At 45.4% G+C, this 23563-nt stretch carries 12 protein-coding genes and 7 pseudogenes; 5 read left to right on the top strand and 14 right to left on the bottom strand.

The features are described 5' to 3' along the window. The first annotated feature begins 7 nt into the window (after window positions 1-7). On the top strand, window positions 8-739 hold the full coding sequence (locus D368_RS08230; RefSeq protein WP_012118554.1) for a GntR family transcriptional regulator: 732 nt from the start codon (window positions 8-10) through the stop codon (window positions 737-739). Window positions 740-883: 144 nt separating this feature from the next. Here the strand turns inward: D368_RS08230 and D368_RS08235 are convergent, their stop codons facing one another. From D368_RS08235 to D368_RS08260, 6 genes and pseudogenes are all read right to left on the bottom strand, one after another. Further along, window positions 884-1459, bottom strand: coding sequence for a TetR/AcrR family transcriptional regulator (locus tag D368_RS08235; protein ID WP_071392343.1), 576 nt, complete (start codon window positions 1457-1459; stop codon window positions 884-886). Between the two features lie 156 nt (window positions 1460-1615). Then, window positions 1616-5484: pseudogene (locus tag D368_RS08240) on the bottom strand (lamin tail domain-containing metallophosphoesterase family protein). Between the two features lie 93 nt (window positions 5485-5577). After that, complete coding sequence (locus D368_RS08245; RefSeq protein ID WP_014418984.1) at window positions 5578-5937, bottom strand: phage holin family protein; 360 nt, start codon at window positions 5935-5937, stop codon at window positions 5578-5580. Next, window positions 5938-6131 (bottom strand): annotated as a pseudogene (locus D368_RS08250) (PspC domain-containing protein). A gap of 4 nt (window positions 6132-6135) precedes the next feature. Beyond that, on the bottom strand, window positions 6136-7233 hold the full coding sequence (locus D368_RS08255; protein ID WP_070082446.1) for a DUF4097 family beta strand repeat-containing protein: 1098 nt from the start codon (window positions 7231-7233) through the stop codon (window positions 6136-6138). Between the two features lie 24 nt (window positions 7234-7257). Beyond that, the gene (locus D368_RS08260) at window positions 7258-7584 is read right to left on the bottom strand and encodes a hypothetical protein (protein ID WP_003151444.1); all 327 of its coding nucleotides are present in this window, start codon (window positions 7582-7584) and stop codon (window positions 7258-7260) included. A gap of 198 nt (window positions 7585-7782) precedes the next feature. Here D368_RS08260 and D368_RS08265 point away from each other — a divergent pair, with 198 nt between their 5' ends. Continuing rightward, window positions 7783-8022 (top strand): hypothetical protein, encoded by a 240-nt coding sequence (locus tag D368_RS08265; RefSeq protein ID WP_003151443.1) that lies wholly within the window; start codon window positions 7783-7785, stop codon window positions 8020-8022. A gap of 48 nt (window positions 8023-8070) precedes the next feature. On the opposite strand, the pseudogene uvrA reads toward D368_RS08265, so the two are convergent. The 3 genes and pseudogenes from uvrA to D368_RS08280 all read right to left on the bottom strand — a co-directional run bounded on the left by uvrA (window position 8071) and on the right by D368_RS08280 (window position 13348). Further along, window positions 8071-10943 (bottom strand): annotated as a pseudogene (gene uvrA / locus D368_RS08270) (excinuclease ABC subunit UvrA). Window positions 10944-10950: 7 nt separating this feature from the next. Then, complete coding sequence (uvrB, locus tag D368_RS08275; RefSeq protein WP_015387640.1) at window positions 10951-12936, bottom strand: excinuclease ABC subunit UvrB; 1986 nt, start codon at window positions 12934-12936, stop codon at window positions 10951-10953. A 175-nt stretch (window positions 12937-13111) separates the two neighbouring features. Beyond that, window positions 13112-13348, bottom strand: coding sequence for a CsbA family protein (locus tag D368_RS08280; RefSeq protein ID WP_003151438.1), 237 nt, complete (start codon window positions 13346-13348; stop codon window positions 13112-13114). Window positions 13349-13647: 299 nt separating this feature from the next. Here D368_RS08280 and D368_RS08285 point away from each other — a divergent pair. From D368_RS08285 to D368_RS08295, 3 pseudogenes are all read left to right on the top strand, one after another. Beyond that, window positions 13648-16148, top strand: a pseudogene (locus D368_RS08285) (PEP/pyruvate-binding domain-containing protein). Between the two features lie 71 nt (window positions 16149-16219). Next, window positions 16220-16842 (top strand): annotated as a pseudogene (locus tag D368_RS08290) (TetR/AcrR family transcriptional regulator). Next, window positions 16815-18151 (top strand): annotated as a pseudogene (locus D368_RS08295) (MFS transporter). The pseudogenes D368_RS08290 and D368_RS08295 overlap by 28 nt, the downstream one beginning before the upstream one ends. A gap of 624 nt (window positions 18152-18775) precedes the next feature. On the opposite strand, the gene D368_RS20070 reads toward D368_RS08295, so the two are convergent. From D368_RS20070 to D368_RS08315, 5 genes and pseudogenes are all read right to left on the bottom strand, one after another. After that, window positions 18776-19060, bottom strand: coding sequence for a thioesterase II family protein (locus tag D368_RS20070; protein WP_486129239.1), 285 nt, complete (start codon window positions 19058-19060; stop codon window positions 18776-18778). A gap of 22 nt (window positions 19061-19082) precedes the next feature. Beyond that, window positions 19083-19361: a thioesterase II family protein gene (locus D368_RS20075; protein WP_486129240.1), complete on the bottom strand. Its 279-nt coding sequence runs from the start codon at window positions 19359-19361 to the stop codon at window positions 19083-19085. Window positions 19362-19494: 133 nt separating this feature from the next. Further along, window positions 19495-20564, bottom strand: a pseudogene (locus D368_RS08305) (DUF3810 domain-containing protein). An 85-nt stretch (window positions 20565-20649) separates the two neighbouring features. Beyond that, complete coding sequence (locus D368_RS08310) at window positions 20650-21711, bottom strand: saccharopine dehydrogenase NADP-binding domain-containing protein (RefSeq protein WP_128574713.1); 1062 nt, start codon at window positions 21709-21711, stop codon at window positions 20650-20652. A 32-nt stretch (window positions 21712-21743) separates the two neighbouring features. Beyond that, window positions 21744-23486 carry an ABC transporter ATP-binding protein gene (locus tag D368_RS08315; RefSeq protein WP_014418994.1) on the bottom strand — a complete coding sequence of 581 codons (1743 nt, stop codon included), beginning with the start codon at window positions 23484-23486 and terminating at the stop codon, window positions 21744-21746. Window positions 23487-23563: the final 77 nt, after the last annotated feature.

A 23563-nucleotide genomic window follows, 5' to 3' on the forward strand; every position in this document is an offset into this window, starting at 1 on the left:
TTGACCTATGCAGATTGATAAACAATCTCCGATTCCGATTTACTTTCAGATTATGGAACAATTGAAAACACAAATCAAAAACGGCGAGCTGAAAGCGGATGCGCTGCTTCCGTCGGAGCGGGAATACGCCGAACAATTCGGCATCAGCCGCATGACGGTGCGCCAGGCGCTTTCCAATTTGGTGAATGAAGGATTTTTATACAGACAGAAAGGCCGGGGAACGTTCGTCAGCAAACTGAAGATGGAACAGCCGCTTCAAGGGCTGACAAGCTTCACCGAAGATATGAGAAGCCGGGGCATGAAGCCGGGGAGCAGACTTGCCGAATACCAGCTGATTCAGGCGACGGAAGAATTATCTTCTATCCTGGGATGCGGCTATCCGGCAACGCTTCATAAAATCATCCGCGTCCGGCTGGCAAATGATATCCCGATGGCGATTGAGGCATCGTACATCCCGTTTGACAAGGCGGGAAAACTGGACGCCTCCCATTTTCAATCATCCATGTATGAGCATATTGAAGCGTACAATCAGATGCCGATCTCACGGGCAAAACAAGAGCTTGAACCGGGAGCCGCTTCCGAGGAAGAAGCTGAGCTGCTCGGTATTCAGCCCGGCGCCCCCGTCCTCTATATCAAGCGGACCACTTATCTGCAGGACGGCACTGCTTTTGAGCACGTCAAATCCGCCTACAGAGGCGACCGCTACACATTCGTGCATTATATGGACAGGGTGAAATAAAACATCTCCAACCGTTACGGGTTGGAGATGTTTTTTTGATCTGCCATTTTCAAACCAAGCCGGTGAATGTTCTCTATGACTCTGTCAAAACGAAGAGGCTGGGGTTCCGGTATCTATTTTTATAAAGAAAAGAGTAATAAAATGCTATCCTCTGTTTTGGACAATATACGGAACCTGCTTTGAAATCAGCACCAGCGGTTCTTTGTTTTTATGAGCCAATGAAAACATGATTGCGCCTTCAATCATCGAGTTGATTGTCATCCCAAGCTTCTCCGCTTCCTCTTGTTCAAACCCATGCTCAAGAAATTTTGCCGCAAACACATCCGTCCACTTCTTGAACACCTCAACACATGTGCATCTTAACGTTTCATTGATCAGAGCGGTCTCACCCGCCAGCAATCCAACCGGCACGCCCTCAATATTCTGCGGATCATTAAACTGTTCAGCCGTTACATGAATAAAGTGCTGAATCGCTTCTACAGGGTCCGCGAATTGCGCCATACTATTCTGTATCTGCTTTTCAACGCATCTTCCCGTATATTTGATCGCCGCAATGGCGAGTTCTTCTTTTCCGTTTGGAAAGTGATGATACACAGACCCTCTGGGTGCTCCGCTCTCTTTTATAATTTGATTCAAACCAGTCGCATGGTATCCCTGAATCTGAAAAAGATATGCAGAGGTTTGAATAATTCTTTCTTTTGTCCCGGTTTTACTGTTCATTATGTTTCCTCCTGCATATTACGAAAACCAATCGATTTTAGTATAGAAAAGGGACATAAAAAAGTCAAAAACACTTGTACCGCCATGCATGTTACAGAAAAAAACCTGCTGACCGTCAGATTTTCTTCTGAGCGATCAGCAGGCTGTATGTTTTTGCTATGGGTTTGAGGCATGCCTGAAATCAAACTGATCCGGAGCCGGGTGATACGGCGTATTTCCCGTTTTGAACATCCACAGCGGTGATATTGTTTTGCCGTTGTACGGGTCCTTCACGACGGTATACCAGTAATAAACGGAATCAGGCTGCAGGCCGTCCCAGACCCAATTTGCGGTTTTTCCGCTTTTTACGTGTTTTTATGACCGAGCAGTTCGTTCGTATAGACGTTGCATTCAAAATAATCAGTCGCTACCCTTTTCCTCTTCGGCTGTAAATCCATTTCTGCTGAGAATTCGTCTTTATCAGCGAACAGATCGGTGTCATAGTAATTGATGTCATCCGTGTACGGCGAGTAGGAGAACATGTGAACCTGATTGGCGGCCTGATCAAATTGCATAATGCGCATAAAGCCCTGCCCCCCTTCCGGACCGTCCTGGTAGTCGGTCAGAATTTGGTGGACGAGGCGGTCCGGTTTTCCATCCCCGTCATCGTCAAGCGCATCGGTTTTTTTCATGGCGTTATGGTAATGGCCGCTTAATACCATCGCCACATTGCGATTCGGCTTGACGACTTTTCGATAGATCGTCTCCCCGATCGGGCTTCGATTTCCGCTCACAAGCAAGTACTCATGAAAGCATAAGATGGCGGTTCGGTCCGGATACCTCTTCAGCACTTGATTGATCCAGTCAATCTCTTGTTCCGTAATGCCCCAGCCCATATAAATCATAATAAAATCGTTCCCGCTTGCCGACAGCAGATCATAATGCCCGCGGTTATTTTTGTATGATCCGCCGTAATGCATGTTCTGTTCAAACCGGCGGCTCCCGAAGAAATCCCCGAAGGTTCGGTATGTGCCGTCTTTATGGCCGACGTCGTGATTGCCGGCAAGCACTCCGTACGGAATTCCCGCCTTGTCAAGCGTCCGCATGGAGTGGTCGGCGTTTTTCCACTGTTTCATCACCATTGAATCATCGACAATATCACCGGTATGAAAGACATATTTAATATTGTGCTTTTCCTTATTTTCTTTGATCCACTCCGTCATTTTGTCAAAAATGTGCGGGTGCCCTTGTGCGTAATACTGTGTATCCGACATCCAGACAAACGTGTAATTGCCTTTCGCCGGTATTTGATCCTGCACGATGACATTCATTTTTGAGTTCTTCACCACATCCGCTGCGGAAACGGCGGCTTTTAATGTAAACGGCTTTTTATCTTTGGCAAGGACGCTGTCCGCCTCCTGCCAGCGGCTCGTCCGGTAATTCCAAATATACATGGTTACCTTTCGGCCGGGCAGAGAGCTTCCTTTCCAGACCGCCTCGGCCAGATCCGTTTCGTCGACAGACGGGTCAACGGAGACTTCGAACCGGTGATAAGGAAAACGCTCCATACTTTCTGCCGAAACGGTTTTTCCGTCATTTGCCGAGATACGGTTCATTTCCGGCAGGGTAAACGGCATTTCATTTTCTTTTATGCCCCTCGGCGGTTCCGTTAATGAGGCGTGTTTATACACTTTCACGCTGCCCGGATTCCGCGCGGTATAACGGAAGCCGCGATAAAATGATACATTCATGTCATCCTTCGTCGGGTCTTTTACCCGGACGGACAGCTTTGCTTTGCGGGCGCCGATTTTTTGACCGGCAAGCTCCGGCTGGTTCGGCTCCTCCCGTTTAATATGGAAGGTGCGGACGGACGTTGTTTCATTTCCGGCAAGGTCTGCCGCAATGATGGTAAGGGTATGCTTTCCGGGCTTGAGATCGGCTGATGACGTGTGATGCGGGAGCGTAATGCTTTCTCCGTCCAAAAACGCTTTCACCTCTTCCACTTTGCTCCATTTGTCACGGATGTCCGCATTCAGCTCAACATTACCTTTCAGCGCCGCGCCTTCTTTAATACCCGGGACAATCTTCGGCCCCGAATTGTCCACCCTCACTGATTGGCTCAGCTGCTCCTCACCGTCACTGACAAAAATATGGTGATAGCCTTCCGAAAGCTTCGCCGTGTTCCACGGCAGCAGCCGTGACGTAAACAAATGATCCGGCAGGCTGAATGAGAAGGTCTTCTGCTGATTCGCCCGCCTGCCGTCACCGATAAACAGCTGCTCGGACGGGTCCGTCTTCCCGTCTTTGATCACCGTTCCGTCCGAAAGCACCAGACGGGCATGTTTCACGACAAAATCATCCCGATTCTCTCCCGTGTCATACGGAGAAACCTTTGAGCCCGAACGGATGGATACTTTCTGTGTTTTGCCGCCTTTTTGCAGCAGACGTTCCGGAAGCAGAACCGAGTGCGTTCTGTAGCGGTGAGACGGATCGTCAAAAATGTGCAGCACCTCGTTTTCCATCATGACGGTGTTTTGAAAATAAAGATTCGTTTTCCGGGCATCGAAGGCGAAATAGACCTCTTTTTCCAGCGCCGGACGGGTCTCCTGCCGCTTGCCGTCAATCCACAGCTTGATCTTATCGGCGCTGACGTCGGAAGTCGCTTTGAGCAGATAGGTGCCGGATATCGTATCTTCTGGTTCAACATTCATTCTGAGTCCGTGTGATTTGCTCGTCTGTTCAATGTCAATCATCTTGACGGGCGTTTTTGCTTCATTTTCTCCATCACTGGCAGCGATATAATACTCAAGCTGATCCTGGCCGAGCAGTTCCGGGGAATAAAGAATGTGATGGTATAAGCTGTCGTTGCGGTCTTTTTCGGCCAGAATTCGTTTGAATGGTTTTTTCTCATTGGTCCGGTAATAAAACGCGGCTGTTTTGACAAGGTTTTTGTCTTTTATGTCAGCCTTTAATTCAATGCTTTCAGCGGGCCGGACGGGCTTTCTGTCTGTAAGGTCTTCGATGACCGGTTTTTCCTTGTCCGGTTTGATCACCCTTTTCTGCTGCGGAATCTGCGCCTGAAAAACGGAGCCCGGTGACGGCTTATGCTCGCTCGTGGAGATCTTCAGCAATTCTCCCGTTCCGTTCAGCGGATATTTGTACAGCAAAGAAGTCAGCCGGCGGAAAGCGTGTTTCCGGTATTGCGCTGAGGCGATATCCTTGCCGGTATTTGCCGACAGCACGACCGTACGCGGGCGGCCGTTGGACATTCCGTCCGTCCCTTCGATGACGGCGAGATGTTCTCCTTCCTTCAGACGTGTCCCGTAATAGCGGTTGAAATCATCTATCGTCAGTTCTGATGCGGCGCGTCTCAGCCAAAACACGTAAGTCCCGCCTGACGGAATGACGGTATCTTCTTTCGGCCTCCATATCATATCTGATTCCGGCCCTTCCTTCGGATAGCGGTAGCGGATATGATAGTCTTTAAAATGAATGGGCCTGTCCGTCGTGTTATACACCTCGATAAATTCATAGGCATCAGCGCCGTCTTCATTTTTCGTATCAACCGCAAGCTCCGTAATCATCAGCTCGGGAATATGATTCAAATCGGCTTGATAGCCGTCCAGCTTCAGCCGCTTTTTCTCCGATTCCGCCCGCTGTCTGCCGTTAGTGAAAACGAGGTAATATTCCAATTCTCCATTCCAGATATCCCGTTTTGAAACCTGGGCCGTAAACAGCCGGATTGCGCCTGGCGCGGGCTCCATCGGCACCATCTTAAACCCTAGCTCATTGCTTTGTTTATAAAAAAGAAACGCCGAAAACGCTTGATAGTCAGCATTCCGTACATGAGCCTGTATGAACAGGTTTCTTTTCATTTCCGCCTTTACTTCGATTTGGGGAGGATTCTCCAGAAGCGGTATGTAATGAGGCGGCTGTCCGAATTCCTGCTGATTCACGGGGATTGCCGATTCTTTGCGCGCCGCATCCGCAGAAGGACTCACACAAAGCAAACCAATCAGAAAAAAGAGCGTCATCACAAGTTTCATCTCATTACCTCCCTATGCATTATGTTGCGTCAGGAGCCTGCCGCTTATGTAAACCGCACATAAAAAAGCTGCCCTCTCGGGACAGCTTATTTTTTATCCTTTTCTAAGCGGCTCCAATATGCCTTTTTGGATCAGCAAGTGGAAAACGGACAGCACGACGGATGCCCAAATGGCGGTGCCGAACCCGTCAATCTGAAAGCTGTCTCCCATCAAGGCTGCGGTCATCATTAACGTAATGGCATTGATGACAAACAGAAAGAGGCCGAGGGTCACAACCGTGACAGGCAATGTCAATATGACGATGATCGGTTTGATCAGCACATTTAACACAGAAAGAATCACACTGGCGATGACAGCCGCTCCGATACTGCTGATATGGACGGAATCAAAATATCCCGCGATAACGATTAATAATAAAGCATTTACTAAAATGCTGACTGCCCATTTGATCATTTATTTCAAATCTCCTTCTAATGGTACAACAAAACACCAGATAATATATACAATCGGCACGATTCCGCTCGTGACAAGCGCTAATACAACGGTTATAATGCGCAAAAGCGACGCATCCATATTGATGTACTCCGCCAAACCGCCGACGACACCGGCGATTTTACGGTTTTTTCTGAACGGTAAAGTCTTTTCATCCAATCACCTCTGAGTATGCTTGAGCTTAATGGCTCCTGTTAACGATTCTGAGAAAATCGAGAGATGCTGATCATGGCCTTGATTTGATGCCAGCATCAGTTCTTTTTGAATGGTATCATTCTTTTCCTTTAAAATTTCCGCATCAATCAGCTCATGGCTGAGAGAGCCGAGATTGCTTTTGAGCTCCGCTTTCACCGCCGAATCATCAGGCAGAGCGATCTCCACGTTTCCGGTCGTCGTTTTCGTGTAGATGGAGCGGCAGTGCGGCGCTGTCACGGTAAGCATGATATTGCCGTTAAAGCTTTGAACGTCAATGGATTCACTCGATCCGCGCAAATCAATCAAGCCGTTGATCGTTTCCGCTTCAATCGCGCCGCATTGATGTCCGGCCAGCTTGATTTGTCCGTTAGCCGTTTCCGCCGACGCTTTCTCAGCCGTCAAATGAGAGAATGACAGAACGCCGTTTGTCGTTTTCGCCGAGAATTCTTTTACATGTAAATGTTCCCCTCTGATCGGTCCGTTAAACAGCTTCACTCTTATCTTATCGTACTCTTTCTGGGGAACATAAAGCGTAACATTGGTTTTCATCGTTTTCTTTTCCGTGCGGACAAAAAACTTATTGCCCTTCACTTCACACTCAATGTGCTGTAGAAATGCGGTGCGCGCCGCCTCCTGACTGTCCGCCCGGTACACTTTCGCCTGGCACTCCGCTCTGATATCTTCATCCGCCCACGGCACGATATTGACGCTGCCGTTTGCGATCTGCATATCAATGGCCGAGAATTCACTGTCTTTAAATTGAAAAATATGCTGCACTTCGTGTGCGTGGCCGAAATTCAGATCAAGATCCGCTTCCTTCACTTTTTTGACGGCAGAATCAATCCAGTCGAACAGCTTCGCCCCGAGCGACGGCTTTTGGCTTTCTTTTGCCCCGCTTTCGAAATCTTCCGCAGGTTCCTGAACCTCCGCAGATAATGCGGTGATCTGCTCTTCTTTTTCTTTATATTCATGATCCAGTTTTTCAATGAGCGTCAGTGCTTCCTGCGCCGTCAGCATCCCGTCTTCCACAAGCTTTAAAATCCGTTCTTTCTCCTGTTTCATACAAAACTCCTCCCCCGACTTTTCTTACACCTGGCGTAACACCTTAATTCCCTGCACGATATTCCAAATGACCATTCCGATGAGGATCAGAAAATAAACAGCTGCTCCTGTTATCATAACAAAAACGGGCACCATACTCTCCCCCTGGGCCGTAATCAATCCGCCGACAACACCCGCGGTCACAATCAGCAAGCCCGCAAACGGAATGATATGGGAAATCAGAGCGCGCATGGCATGCCGCTTCGTCTCTTTTTCATCGACGACAAAATAAGCCACAATCGGAAGAATGAGCGGCGCGAGAAACACGCTGAAATAACAGATTGATGCGATAATCGCTTGATTTCGGTTCAATAAAAACACTCCCTGTGCCGTGATGTAAAAAACCCTTCCTTATACATACGTATGACGAATGAGCGGGTTTCATTTTCATGCTAAGGACATGCTTCGTTATACGTAATTTTTGGTTTCAGAGATTTCACTATAGAATCTTTTCCCCGAACCGATTACAATATGTAACAAAGCCTGACCGTATGCAAGGAGGACATACAAATGGAGAAAGATCCCGAAAACGCCCAAGTAACGGAAGAGAGTCTTCGAAATTTAATTCGCGAACAGAAAAGAATGAACAGCGAAATGCTGGCTGAATTGGAACAGATCAAAGCAGCCCCTCTTCCCATTTCCCATGATATCCAATATATAAAAGTGCTGCTGGACAGCAGCAGCACCCATATTCTGCAGGACTTAATGCATTTAAGCAGACAGCTTCCCCAACAGAAAAAAAGCCTGTAACAACAACAGCCCAAAACCGATGAGTTTTGGGCTGTTTTTATTGATCTATTACGTGGCTGCCGTTTCTTTTTCGGCCAGCAATGTTTTCATCCGTTTTTTATCGCGTTCCATTACCGGTTTCAGATAGCGGCCCGTATAAGATTCTTTCACTTCGACAACTTCTTCAGGCGTCCCGGAGGCTACGATCATGCCGCCGCCCGCTCCGCCTTCAGGTCCCAGATCGACGATGTAGTCCGCCGTTTTAATGATATCGAGATTGTGTTCAATGACCAAAACGGTATCACCGTTATCGACGAGTCTTTGAAGCACAACCAAAAGCCTTGCGATATCATCAACGTGGAGGCCTGTCGTCGGTTCGTCCAGAATATACAGCGTCCGGCCGGTGGAACGCTTATGCAGCTCGGAAGCGAGCTTGACGCGCTGCGCTTCTCCGCCTGACAGCGTCGTCGCCGGCTGGCCGAGCGTTACATACCCGAGTCCGACATCGGCAAGCGTTTGAAGCTTGCGTTTGATTTTCGGGATATTTTCAAAGAAAGACAGAGCATCTTCCACCGTCATATCCAGAACGTCGGAAATGCTTTTTCCTTTGTATGTGACCTCAAGCGTCTCCCGGTTGTAACGTTTGCCGTGGCACACTTCACACGGAACGTACACGTCAGGAAGGAAGTGCATCTCAATTTTGATGATGCCGTCGCCGCGGCAGGCCTCACAGCGCCCGCCTTTTACATTAAAACTGAACCGGCCTTTTTTATAGCCGCGCACCTTTGCTTCATTTGTCTGCGCGAATACATCGCGGATATCATCAAACACACCCGTGTAAGTTGCCGGATTTGATCTCGGTGTCCGGCCGATCGGCGCCTGGTCGATGTCGATCACCTTATCAAGATGGTCAAGGCCTTTGATTTCTTTATGGCTTCCCGGTTTCGCTTTGGCTTTATGAAGCTTTTGCGCAAGCGCCTTATGCAGAATTTCATTCACAAGCGTGCTTTTTCCGGAACCGGACACACCTGTCACCGCCGTAAAAGTGCCGAGCGGGAATTTGGCGTTCGCTTTTTTCAGGTTGTTTTCTGAAGCGCCTTTGATTTCAATGTACCGGCCGTCAGGCTTTCTTCTCTCCGGAGGCATCGGGATGAATTGAGCCCCTGACAAATAACGTCCGGTCAGAGAATCCGCATCATTCATCACTTCTTCAGGCGTCCCCGCCGATATGACGCGGCCGCCGTGAATGCCGGCGCCCGGACCGATATCTATCAAATAATCGGCAGCCATCATCGTATCTTCATCATGCTCCACGACAATCAGTGTGTTGCCGAGATCCCTCATATTTTTCAGCGCGCTGATCAGACGGTCATTGTCACGCTGGTGAAGGCCGATGGACGGCTCATCAAGAATGTACAGGACGCCTGACAAACGGGAGCCGATCTGCGTCGCAAGCCTGATACGCTGGGCTTCTCCGCCTGACAGCGTTCCCGCCGCCCTGCTCAGCGTCAGGTAATCAAGACCGACTTTATCTAAGAAGCTGAGCCGCTCCACAATCTCTCTTAAGATTAAATCGGCAATCTGCATATCTTTCTCAGACAGCGTCAGGTTTTTGAAAAAATCCAGTGCATCGCCGACGGAAAGCTCGGTAATGGTGCCAATGTGGCGCCCGTTGACCAAAACGGCAAGCGCTTCTTTCTTCAGCCGGTAGCCTTTGCATGTCGGGCACGGCTTCTGTGACATGTACTGCTCCATCTGTTCACGGATATAATCGGAGCTTGTCTCTTTATACCGTCTCTCAATATTGCGCAGTACACCTTCAAATTCAATTTCATTTTCGCGCACTTGTCCGAAATCATTCTCGTATTTAAAGTAGATCCGTTCATTGCCGCTGCCGTACAGCACTTTATCAAGCTGATGCTTCGGCAGGTCTTTGACCGGAGTCTCCATATCAATGCCGTAATGGCGGCAGACCGCCTGAAGCAGCTGCGGATAATATTGTGAACTGATCGGCGTCCACGGCGCGATGGCGTGTTCCTTTAATGACAGTTCAGGATTGGGAATGACAAGCTCAGGGTCCACTTCCAGCTTCAAACCTAGACCGTCACAAGTCGGGCAGGCGCCGAACGGGCTGTTAAACGAAAACAGCCGGGGTTCAAGCTCCCCGATAGAAAAACCGCACAGCGGACAGGCGTGATGCTCGCTGAACATCAGCTCTTCCTGACCGATGACATCTATCATGACACGGCCTTCCCCTAAGCGGAGCGCGGTTTCCAGTGAGTCGGAAAGCCGGGCGGCAACCCCTTCCTTGACGACAATCCGGTCAATGACTACTTCAATGGAATGCTTTTTGTTTTTTCAAGTTCAATATCGTCGGAAAGCTCGGCCATTTCTCCGTCAATCCGCACCCTTACGTAACCTTGCTTTCTGATTTGGTCAAGCACTTTGACATGGGCGCCTTTTCTGCCTGAGATGATCGGCGCAAGCACTTGAAGCTTCGTCCGCTCCGGATATTCAAGAATCCGGTCAACCATCTGTTCGATCGTTTGCGACGTAATTTCAATGCCGTGCTCCGGGCAGTGCGGCTTCCCGACCCTCGCGTACAGCAGCCGGAGATAATCATAAATCTCTGTTACCGTTCCGACGGTTGACCGCGGATTGCGGCTCGTCGTTTTCTGATCAATGCTGATCGCCGGAGAAAGCCCTTCGATCGCATCAACGTCCGGCTTATCCATCTGCCCTAAAAATTGGCGCGCATAGGCAGAAAGCGATTCAACATACCGCCTCTGTCCTTCCGCGTAAATGGTGTCAAAGGCAAGGGATGATTTTCCCGATCCGGACAGCCCCGTCACGACGACGAGCTGATCCCGGGGAATCGTTACATCAATGTTTTTTAAATTGTGCGCCCTTGCGCCTTTCACCTCGATCCGGTCAATTGCCATGTGTTCATCATCCTTCCGCTTTAAGCTCTAACAGTAAATCACGAAGCTCTGCCGCCCGCTCGAAATCAAGCGCTCTGGCCGCTTCTTTCATTTCGTGCTCCATTTGCTCAACGACTTTCTGGCGTTCTTTCTTCGTCATCTTCGCCAGTTTAGGCGCGGCTTTTGTTTTATATTCTTCTTTATCCTCAGCGGCCTGCGTCGCGCGGATCACATCGCGGATTTCCTTATTGATCGTTTGCGGCGTAATGCCGTGAATTTCGTTAAAGCGCTCCTGCTGTTCCCGGCGGCGCTTCGTTTCATTAATTGCGATCTCCATCGAGTTCGTGATTTTATCGGCATACATGATGACGCGGCCTTCCGCGTTTCGTGCCGCCCGTCCGATCGTCTGAATCAGCGAACGTTCAGAACGGAGGAAGCCTTCTTTATCCGCATCGAGAATGGCGACAAGTGACACTTCCGGAATATCAAGCCCTTCCCTCAGCAGGTTGATGCCGATTAACACATCATGTTTTCCGAGGCGGAGGTCACGGATGATTTCAATCCGTTCAAGCGTCTTAATCTCGGAATGCAGATAATTGACCTTGATGCCGATTTCCTTGAGGTAATCGGTCAGATCCTCTGACATTTTTTTCGTTAAAGTCGTCACGAGAACGCGTTCATTCCGTTCAATCCTCGCCTGAATCTCGCCGATCAGATCATCAATCTGTCCTTCGATCGGACGGACGTCAATGAGGGGATCGAGGAGTCCCGTCGGTCTGATGATCTGCTCGATCATTTCCGGCGTATGCTCAATTTCATACGGTCCCGGAGTCGCCGACACGTACACGATATTGTGCATATGCTTTTCAAATTCCTCGAATCGGAGCGGACGGTTGTCAAGCGCTGACGGCAGGCGGAACCCGTGATCGACAAGCACCTGTTTTCTCGCCTGGTCACCGTTGAACATGCCGCGCACCTGCGGAATCGTCACATGTGATTCATCAACGACAATCATGAAATCGTCCGGAAAATAATCAAGCAGCGTATACGGCGTAGAGCCCGGCGGACGGAGCGTCAAATGTCTTGAATAGTTCTCGATCCCTGAGCAAAAACCCATTTCCCGCATCATTTCAAGATCATACCTCGTCCGCTGCTCAAGCCGCTGCGCTTCAAGGAGCTTGCCGTTTTCGCGCATCACTTTCAAGCGCTCCTCAAGCTCCTGTTCAATATTCAGAATCGCTTTTTCCATCTTTTCCGCCCGGGTGACGAAGTGGGAAGCCGGGAAAATCGCGACATGGTCACGGTCGCCGAGAATTTCTCCGGTCAAAGCGTCGACCTCTCTGATCCGCTCAATTTCGTCTCCGAAAAATTCCACTCTGATACAATGTTCGTCACGGGAAGCCGGGAAGATTTCCACAACGTCTCCGCGCACGCGGAACGTCCCGCGCTGAAAGTCGATGTCATTGCGGGCATACTGGATATCCACAAGCTTTCTCAGCAGCTCGTTCCGCTCAATCTCCATTTCCGGTCTGAGCGACACGACCATTTCCCGGTATTCTTCAGGCGAACCGAGACCGTATATGCATGACACACTCGCGATAATAATGACATCTCTCCGTTCAAACAGAGAGGATGTCGCGGAGTGTCTCAGTTTATCAATTTCATCATTAATGCTTGCGTCTTTCTCTATAAAAGTATCCGTTTGAGGCACGTACGCCTCCGGCTGATAGTAATCGTAATAGCTGACAAAATATTCGACAGCGTTGTTCGGGAAAAACTCCTTAAACTCGCTGTACAGCTGTCCGGCAAGGGTTTTGTTATGGGCAATGACCAGTGTCGGTTTATTCACTTCTTTAATCAGATTGGACACGGTAAAGGTTTTGCCCGTCCCTGTCGCACCCAGGAGAGTCTGGTGTTTTCTGCCTTCCTGTATGCCTTTGACAAGCTTCTCAATCGCTTGCGGCTGATCTCCCTGGGGCTGATATTTCGAGACTAACTCAAAACGATCTTTCACAAAAAAGCCTCCGTTTCTTTACGAAATCTTCCTATTGATATAGTAACACAATGACGGGCAAAATCACTAAAAATACGAACTAAAGTTCGATGGTTTATTTTTACCAAGTCAATTTTTGTATAAAAAACCTGCTTTTATGGCGTAAAAGCAGGCATTCTATTTCATATTCACCATGTCAGGCATTGTCTTTCTTTTTGTCTGCTTCTTTTTTGGCCATGTACAGCCCTCCGGCCACCAGCGATACGACATCCAATCCAACGATAAAATACGTTTCGGTGTAACCCTTTAAATAGGATGCGAAAAGCAGTGCGGCTGTGAGAGCGATCGCCACATAGTGGTTAAACGTGACGCGCGTAAAAAGGACAACCAGCATAAAAGGGAAACATAATGCAAAAACGGCTTTTGTAATCACAAAAACCCTCCTCGGGAATTCTTCATCTCATCTGATTATAGTAAAAAATGAAGAATCGGACAATCGTTCCCCTGCTATCACAATACCCTTTTTCAGCAGTCTTCAATCATCTGTCAAAAAAAATGTGAATATAAATCCATTGAACCATTAACCAGATGAATCGAATTACCTTTCTTCAGCCGAAAGGATGAGAAGGTTTAGGTCTTTGTATCTTTGACAGTTTCTTCCTCCCTCTTTACAATGTAATGATAGTGTTTACTATCATTTTCTTGGATGAAGAAAAAAGGGGGTCATACCGCATGTATTCAGTGCGATTTCAAAAAGCGGAAGAATCGAGCCGCTCTGCAGGAGCAAAAGGAATGAACCTGATTAAACTGACGAAAAACGGGCTGCCCGTTCCCGGCGGTTTTATCATTCAGACGAATGCCCTGACACGTTTTATGGAAGACAACGGGCTTCAAGCAGATCAGGAACAGATGGAGCGCGCCATTATGAACGGCACGTTTTCAAAAGAGCTTCGGGAGGAACTGACAGCGTCGTTTTATGAATTGAGAGAATCATACGCCTCTGTCGCCGTACGTTCCTCCTCCGCGTCCGAAGATCTTGAAGGCGCTTCTTTCGCGGGCCAGTACGAAACCTATTTAAATATCAAAACAGAAGAAGAGTTTCTCGGAAAAGTGAAAGAGTGCTGGGCTTCCTTCTTCTCGTCGCGGGTCAGCGGTTATAAAGAGAAAATGAACAATGACACCGCAGAACCGTTAATGGGCGTTGTCGTGCAAGGTCTGATCAATTCCGAGGTTTCAGGGGTCATTTTCAGCCGCAACCCCGTCACACACGATGACGGAGAACTGATGATCAGCGCGAGCTACGGCCTCGGAGAAGCAATCGTCTCCGGCAGCGTGACGCCCGACACATTTATCGTCAATAAAGACACATTTCAGATTGAAAAAGAAATCGGCTTAAAAGAAATGTATATCGTCTCTAAAGACGAAGGCGTGACGGAAAAAGAGACGTCCGCTGACATGAGAAACCGCTTCTGCCTTGATGACGAGAGCGTCAAAGAGCTTGCCATGCTGACAATAAAGACGGAGGAACTGTACGGTTATCCCGTGGATCTCGAATTCGGATTTGCCGAAAATAAGCTGTATCTGCTTCAGGCCAGACCGATTACAACGATCGCGCAGGATCAGAAAGCGGCAGACGAAGAACGGGAATTTATCATGACGCCCCGGGATCAGAAAGATTTTTGGCTCAATATGGAGGCCAATATAGAAGGTCCCGTCAGCCCGTTATTCGCTTCACTCATTGTGCCGGCTTTGGAATACGGCCTCAAAGAGAGCACGAAGGCCTTCCCTGTGATGGGCATCGAGATTGAGCGTGTCAAACTTCATCAGGGCCATGTTTTTTCCAGACAGCATAAGACGGACGACAAGCTGCCCGCAGAACAGTTAGAAGCGCTTTTCCCCGTCTTGGCTGACCGCATGTATGATATTATTCAGGAAACCTTTCTGCCTTTTTATCAAAAGCTGGATGAACTGGCGCATACAGACCATACACCGGAGACTGCCCTTGATGCGTTCCGAAACCTGCAAGACTTCTATTTAAAAGGATACGAAGAACATTTCAATATTGTCTTTCCGCAGGTTGCGTTAAACATGATACTGGAATCTATGTACGGACAGGTTGAGAAAGAAAACACCTCCCTTCTGTATGAAATGCTGGCCGGCGTCATGAATAAGTCATTGGAGACTGACAGACAGCTCTGGCTGCTTTCCGGACAAGTAAAAGACAGCCCTGAACTGCGGCGCGTCTTTACGGTTTCTCATGCCGATGAGCTGCATCAGACGCTTCTGCAATCAAATGAGGGAAAACGCTTTCTCGAACAAGTCGGCGAATTTTTACAGGAATACGGCTGGAGATCCGTGAAAAGTCATGATCTCATTGAACAAACTTGGGCGGAAAACCCTTATTTCGCTTTGGCCAACATTCAGAACTATGTCCGGAACGGATACGATTTTGACAGTGAGTTTCATAAAACGATAGAAAAACGAAAACAGCTCTACGCCGACTTTATGGATAGAATTGAAGATGACGGCTTCCGGGAGACGTTTGACCGCTATTATCAGTGGACATTGTCTTCATCCGTCATCAAAGATGATCACCATTTTTATATTGATGCGATGCTGGACGCCAAAGCACGCCTTTGCCTTCTGAAAATCGGCGAGCTGCTTCAAAAACAAGGCGTAATCGATGATCGGGAGGATATGTGGTACTTATACAGCGATGAAGTCGAGAAAGCGCTGGCGTCGCCGGTTCCGATGCAGGAAAAAGCCGCTGAACGAAAACAGCTCTTCCAGCAATATCAATTGCTTGAAGCCCCCGCTTATCTCGGGACTCCGACTTCGGAACAGCTGAAAACGGCTGAACAGATTACCGGCTCCATCACAGAAGATGAAAAAACACTGAACATCAAATTTACGGACTTGCAGCGTCAAGCGGAATTGCAAGCGGCCCGGTGAAAGTCATTCGTGACGCAAGTGAATTTTCCCGTTTTTCAACAGGAGACGTGCTTGTCTGCAAAATGACGACACCGCTTTGGACCAGTCTGTTCCAAGATGCAAAGGCCGTCATTACGGACACGGGCGGCATCCTGTCACATGCGGCGATCATCGCGAGAGAATACGGGCTCCCGGCCGTTCTCGGCACACGTGCCGCGACTGACAGGCTCAACGACGGAGATATCGTCACGGTGGACGGGACAAACGGCAAGATTACGATTGTCAAACGCGCTTCATGCTAGGTTTCCCTCTTTATTGACGGGCAGGGCGGGTGTATACTTGTCCTGCCAGTATTTACGCGAGGTGAAACATGTTGAGAACGACGAACAAGAGAATTATTGACGCCGCGATGAATCTGATCATCCAAAAAGGATACCGCGCAGCGACAACAAAGGAAATCGCAGAAAAAGCAAAAGTAAGCGAAGCAACGATTTTCCGTAATTTTAAAAACAAACAAGGATTAATGAAAGCCATGATTGAACAGCAGGCGCCGGTTCCGGAAAGCATGATCACCAAGGCGGAAGGCGATCTGTATGAGGATCTTCTTCATTTCGCCGCGACCCTTCTGCAGCAATTGGAACAAAAAAAGAAGTGTTCCGCATCTGCCTGCGCGAACCGGAACTATTCGAAGACGTCCTGCAGGATATTGTCGTATATCCGCAATCCGTGAAAAAGCATTTAATCGTTTACTTTAAGGAGCTGACAAAGAAAAATATGATAAGCCCCGGCAGCGAAGAAGCTAATGCAGACGTCTTTATGACGATGATTTTCGGTTATTTTATACACCGGCTGCAGCTGGGGAAAAGAGTCATTACTCTCTCTGAGGAAACGATGCTGAAACACAGCACTGAGATTTTCATGAAAGGCATTACCGGCCGGTCATTTTCCGGCTCCAAGGAGGATGAAGGATGGGTTCAAAGAAAGAATGGGCGCTGATCGTTTCGCTTTTGCTGGGAGCCATACTCGTTCCCATCAATTCTACGATGATCGCAGTCGCCCTTTCGTCCATTTCCCGCTCATTCAGCGAATCAATTGCCAGCATCACATGGGTAGTGACCGTGTATTTAATCGTGATGGCCGTGACACAGCCCATTGCCGGCAAACTCGGTGATATGTACGGAAACAAAAAATGTATTTATGGGGCGTCGCCCTTTTTCTCATCGCATCATTGGGGTGCGCCCTCTCGCCAAGTCTTTTCTTATTGATTTTCTTCCGGGCGCTTCAGGCTGCCGGCGGCGCTTTGCTTACGCCAAACAGCATCGCCATCATCCGACATGTCGTGTCTGAAAAACGGCTTCCGAAAGTATTCGGCTTTTTCGGCCTCGGTGCCGGGCTGGGCGCGGCTCTCGGTCCGTTTATCGGCTCTCTTTTAATTGAGAGCTTCAGCTGGCATTCGATCTTTTGGGTCAACATTCCGTTTCTTGCGATCGCACTCGTGACGGCATTAATGATGTTTCCAAAATATAAAGAAGAAACGTCCGACGCTCCGCTTGATATCATCGGGTCCGTTTTGCTTGCCGGAAGCATTGTGTCTATTATTCTTCTGACGAAAAATGAAAGCTCTTTGGGCTATTGGGTGTACGCGCTGCTCATTCTCGTATTGGTTCCGCTATTTTTCAGGCGGGAGCTGCGCACGAAACATCCGATTATTGATTTTGATCTATTTAAAAACACGACCTTTACGAGCGCCAATCTGTCGGTTCTGTTAAGCAATTTAATGATGTACGCCGTGTTATTGATTATGCCGCTCTTTATGACCGGCCACTTCAGCATGAACACGTCGCACAGCGGCATGGCGCTGTCAGTCTTTTCTGTTTTCATGTCCGCCAGCAACTGGGGCGGAGCTCAGCTGCATCAGAAATGGGGCGCGCGAAGAATGATTTTTCTGTCCTTCGGGCTGATGGCCGCAGCCAATCTCTTATTTCTGCTTTTGGTTTATTCCCATTCCGTTCCGTTTCTTATGGCATCGCTTATTGTAGGAGGCATCGCGTCAGGTGCGGGGCTGACGAGCATGCAGGTATCTTCTCTTGCGACGGTAGAACCGGGCATGTCCGGCATCGCATCCGGGATTTTCTCCACCTTCCGTTATTTCGGAAGCATTATTTCTTCAGCACTGATCGGTTTAATCTCCGGGTTTCATATTCTGTTTATCATATTGATCGGAGTTTCTGTGATCGGCTTGTTCGTATCGCTTGGAATTAAGTCCGGGGAAACCGTTCAGACGAAAAAAAGCCATTCGGCATAACGAAAAAGGTTCCGTAAGCATCTGCTTTCCGGAACCTTTTCTAGTTTTAGAATCTTTTTATTTACAAGAGAAAAGGGGAATGTAAATGGCTGAGAGTTCCGATCAAGTTCGGCGCTGACATCGTAATCCGGCCGTGAAAAAAGCCCGGCCGCCGTGTTGTTAGCGGCACCGGGCTTAAAACTGAAAGCTTATTATTTCCAATGTTATTTCTTAATTTTTTCATAATTCTCCTTACTAAAACCTACCTAAAACAATTATTGAATATTACTTTTATAATTAAGCAAAATTAAGTAACAATCATTGAAGGATTCTCAGACTGATAAAATTTATTTTAAATATAATATTTCAAAACACATTCAAACTGTACAAAGAAAAGAAAGTCTAAATTTTTATTTTTGGAACTTGATTGGGACAAGAAAGTCTAAACCAAAATCTTTTTAGATTTATATAATAACACGTCTGTCGATTATCTAAATTCTACCAAAAAATGAATGCAAAAGAGAGATTCCTCTTGTACAATGTAAGTTACCACACCAACATTGACGAAACGAGGAATCTCTCATGAACAAGAATAAGTCTCTGTATCTTTAACAATAGTATTTACAATATCATTAGGATACCGATTTAAAAAAAATGTTCTCCTTTAAACTTATGAAATTTCACGTTTCCTTCAACAACTTCACTCCATTTATGCATTTCATTGATATGAGTCGAAAAATCGCTATCCGCATAAAAAACGCTTACTCCACAACTTATTTTTTCTGCTTTGGGCTGAAACTTATAATTGTCCAAAATTATAAAATCTGCTCGCAAAATCGGAAGAAACATATCCATAATCTCTTTTGTATAAAACTCCTCTGGTATTCCCCCATATTGTTCCACCTTTGTCAAGAAAGTTTCATTAGTCATATTTTCAATGTCTTCTCTCTTTTCAAAATATGTGGAGCATCTCGCCCAGAAAAAACAGATGCCTTGGTTCCTTAGTTTCCATTTGCTTAAGTTTATAATATATCTCATAAGTCAATAAGGCTCCCATGCTGTGTCCAAATATAACATATTCATCGTCATATTCTAATTGTTCACTTATTCTTTTGGCGATATCTTCACTTGCTTCACCAACAGACTGGTAACAAGGCTCTGTGAATCGAGTTCCTCTTCCAGCCAATTCACATATACACAATTCATATCTATCCGGCAGTAGTTTTTCCATTCATAATATGCATTTACCGACGCTCCAGCATATGGAATAGGAAATACTTTTATTTTATTTATTTCACTCACTCCTATGTTCAACTTGAGCCCACTATCATTACTATATAAACCTATAAGTATTCAACATACATTTAATTGTACTTCTCTATCTCTCGCTGCTCTGCCAGCAACAAATTCACCATATCACTATAGCTATTCAAACCGTCTGTCTGATTATTTGCCTTCAGATATACATCATTTACATTTCTTGAAATACTTGAAATAACACCCTCATACTTATCCCGGTACTGCTCATTTTGTTCTATATCATGCTGCACCGCCTTGGACAGACTGGACATTATATCAGACGCCTGATCTGGATCCACTTTCTTTAGCTCAGATATAGAATAATCAAATGCTAGAAAAAACCACTGTAAAGTATCATTGGATCATCCTGCTGCTTACATGCCAGATATGCTATAAAATTTGCCTCATCCTCATGCATGAAACCACTCTGATGTGCCAATTCATGTGCCATAGTAGCAGGCACCAAGAAAACGGGCACATTAACATTGATATTGGATTCATAAGTAAAAGGGACAAAGATACCATTTATCCTTGCATGCGACATTAGCTTTGACATCACAACTGGTTTTGGTGTTGAGTATAAAGAATGCTCCAAAATAGGATATTCCTTTGATAACATTTGCATCGAGAACACTGCGTGTTGTGCATAATAATCAAAAACCTCTGGTACTTGAGCCAAAAGATCAGTGTCCGCTAACTTTTCCCTTGCCAATTCCATTTCAACGGCAAGCGACTTACTCAATTTGACCAGTTCCTCCTTGCTGTAGTTCTCTTCTTTATATTCGGTATAAGACAAAAAAGAATATCTGTAATAGTTTATTCCACCCAAAATAGTATAACAAAAATATATCACGCTACAGATCGTAACTATTCCTAGAGCACCACGATAAACTACCATCCTACGTACACCTTTACTCATGATAACCTTGCGCACATAATAAACGATATAAAATAGAAAAAGTAACACAACCAACACGACGAGCCATTCACTAACAGAAAACTTGACCCAAGAAGGTACAAATCCTACTATTTTTGACAATAACGGATATACAGACCTACTGTATTTTTCCGCCCAATCCTGATGGTTCTGCGCGTATTTTGTCAGTATGTAAGCTATAACTCCAAGTGAAATCAACGGTAATCTCTTAAGTAAAAGCTTTTTTATAATGTACTCCCCCTATCCAATAAATATCAGATGTACGCCATGTAACCTAGTCATATCATTTCTTTATTTCAACATACTTTTCCTCATAAAAATCATGCTTATTAGAAAAAACATATTGATTCATAAAATCTATAGGAAGTACTTCATAAGCCCAGTAGGTACCATTAGGTCTATTACTTGAAATAACTTGTCGGGCGATTTCAGCAGCCACTGTACCCGTTAACTCTGAACTCGTTTCCATTTGTAAATTCAATCTGCACCTAACATCCTTTCCATTTTTCACTCCTGTAGCATCAATGACTAAAGCTATCCATTCCTCTTTAGGTTGCTCCTCTAAACTAATGTCTAGTTTTTTCAGGGCTTCTTCAACCGAAGACTCAAGTTGCATTTGATAAAATTGCATTGCTAAACGAAAAATATTATCATTTGCTGCTATATTGTACCAGTGGAGTTCTTGTACCGAACTAACTTCCAGAATATCAATGATCTCTTGACTTAAATACGGTTTCTTATAGACAGGGACATCCACTTCAGGTACAAATTCTTTCTTCATCATATTTATATTTTCCGTTTTAACACAATGATCACTCCAATAAGAATCTGTTTTTCCAATTACACTATGGCCACTCATTAATATATCTGAGATAGAAGTTTTCGTATAATGTTCCGCACCACCAATATAACAATTCACATACTTCGTTTCGTCTAATAAATGATTTATTACTCGTTTTAATAGCAGACCTGTAATTCCAGGACAAAAACCAGCTCCTATGTAATTTACACCGTTAGCTTTAAGCTCTATTTGCTCCTGACTCAATAATAAAGCATTGGAAGCATCGACATATTTTGCTCCTACTTCCATAGCTGCCTGAGCAACTCTATCTTTAATTATAAATTCAGGCCCTGCACAATTAATGACAACCGTACAATCAGTACAGAACGCAATCAAGTTCTCCCAGTCAGAAACATCCAGGAATTGGTAGTTAAAATTATTAAGGTTCATTAATGCTGTAGGTTCACGCCGCTGTCCGCCCTTAACAATAAAGTCTTTACATAAGTTCTTACAGATGACTCCACCGATCATTCCGCCACACCCAACAACTGCGATTTGCTCCATCCGTACGACACCCCTTTCATCTTATACAAGATTTAAAATACAAGACTAGTTATACCTTTCTCTATTAAAAGATCATTATTATGTCTACTCAACATACTCAATGCATAAAATCTTTGTTTGGCTTCCATTAATTTATGATACGTGCCGTGTTCTTCAATTTTCCCATTATTCAATAAGACAATTTCATCATACCCACTAAGAATTGATTCATCCAGCCTATGAGTAATGGAAATTCTCGTAATGCCCTGCATTTCACTTAACATACACTCAAGGTCACTAGCTGTTTGATTGTCCAACGCTGAAGTCGCCTCGTCCATAAGTAATATAGGTGATTTTCTCAGGAGTGCTCTTGCTATAGAAATTCTCTGTTTTTCCCCACCTGAAAAATGGATTCCATTTTCTCCACATAATACATCAAAGCCGCCTCTGTCATGAATCAATTTCTGTAACATACTCTTCTTTATTACTTGCTCAAACTCATCTGTGTCACATTCACGAAACAATTTAATATTTTGTTCAATCGTATCATCAAAGATAAAACAGTCCTGATGAATAAAACTAACATTTTGGAAAATGGACTGATCACTTATTTTCTCAAGATCAACCCCGTCATACCTGATATTTCCTTCATACCCATCATAAAACCCAGTCAACATCTTTAATAAGGTTGTCTTTCCACTCCCACTTGTTCCTACAATGGCATAAGACTTTCCATATTCAAATTCAAAATTAATATCATCTAAAATTTTTTTCCCATCTACGCTTAACGAAAGCCCATTTAGAGAAATTTTATTACTGAATTTAGGGATATCAATTCTTTGAGTTTGATCCGTTTTTGCCTCTCCAATTTTATTGAAATTCATTAATAAAGCCCGACTGGCCTGCCTTTTGGTAAAACCGGTTATGAGTCTATTAATGGGAACTGTTACGCAATTTAACAATTGAATAAAGGCCATAATCTCTCCTACTGTAATTTCTCCTTTCATTAGCTGCTGAGTACCCACAATAAATATGACTACAGCAACAAGAAAAGTTGAAATATCAGTAAGTGACATAATGAGTGACAACAGATTTTCGTATACCATTTTTGCTTTTTCCTGCTTGTTCGCCTTTGCCTTTGCCCTTTCAAAAATCTCCTTTTCGATGTTAAAGCTCTTAACAACCTGATTTCCAGACAATATATCTTTAATGAAAGATACATAATTTTTATTTTGCTCAGCCACTTCACCTTGTGCTTTTTGCATACGATTATTAAATATACTCGAAACTGCAAGTGGAATGATACAAGTGAGTAATATACTCAATGCAAGGAATGAATTAATGATAAACATCGCAAGCACTCCACCTACAAGCATAGCTAGCTGAACAAATATTTCCACGGTCCCTTTTATATAATCGTTTTGAATTATCGTTATATCATTTGACAATCGTGATATGTAGGTTCCATTACTCTCCTTGTTGAAACTTCTCATATCTAACCGCAAAATATTTTCAACAAGGGTATTTTTCAGGTTTAACGTTGCCCTTTTTGTATATAAATTTTTAACAGCATACCCCACATACATTCCCACTGCACCTAAAGGCAATAAAATAACGGAAACAGTAGTCACCTTAAAGATATTGTCAATATCTTTATTAATAGAATAATCAATAAACTTTTGTAGTATAATTGCCAATGCAATAAACAGAATAGATGTCATGATACCAAGTAAGCAGGACAAAATAAATAAGCCTATATTCTTTTTGTATATGCTTTTTGAAATTTTTTCATTCATACTATAAGCCCCCTTCTTGTTTCTATTTCATTTAGAGCATGTCTAATTTACACTCCAATTGTTTATTGCTAGATCAT

This window comes from Paenibacillus lentimorbus NRRL B-30488, from assembly GCF_000411595.1.
Lineage (GTDB): Bacteria > Bacillota > Bacilli > Bacillales > Bacillaceae > Bacillus > Bacillus velezensis.

Coding starts and splice junctions, on each gene's coding strand:
- D368_RS08230 (WP_012118554.1), top strand. CDS start 8: ATGCAGATTGATAAACAATCTCCGATTCCGATTTACTTTCAGATTATG.
- D368_RS08235 (WP_071392343.1), bottom strand. CDS start 1,459: ATGAACAGTAAAACCGGGACAAAAGAAAGAATTATTCAAACCTCTGCA.
- D368_RS08245 (WP_014418984.1), bottom strand. CDS start 5,937: ATGATCAAATGGGCAGTCAGCATTTTAGTAAATGCTTTATTATTAATC.
- D368_RS08255 (WP_070082446.1), bottom strand. CDS start 7,233: ATGAAACAGGAGAAAGAACGGATTTTAAAGCTTGTGGAAGACGGGATG.
- D368_RS08265 (WP_003151443.1), top strand. CDS start 7,783: ATGGAGAAAGATCCCGAAAACGCCCAAGTAACGGAAGAGAGTCTTCGA.
- D368_RS20070 (WP_486129239.1), bottom strand. CDS start 19,060: ATGACTAATGAAACTTTCTTGACAAAGGTGGAACAATATGGGGGAATA.
- D368_RS20075 (WP_486129240.1), bottom strand. CDS start 19,361: ATGGAAAAACTACTGCCGGATAGATATGAATTGTGTATATGTGAATTG.
- D368_RS08310 (WP_128574713.1), bottom strand. CDS start 21,711: ATGGAGCAAATCGCAGTTGTTGGGTGTGGCGGAATGATCGGTGGAGTC.
- D368_RS08315 (WP_014418994.1), bottom strand. CDS start 23,486: ATGAATGAAAAAATTTCAAAAAGCATATACAAAAAGAATATAGGCTTA.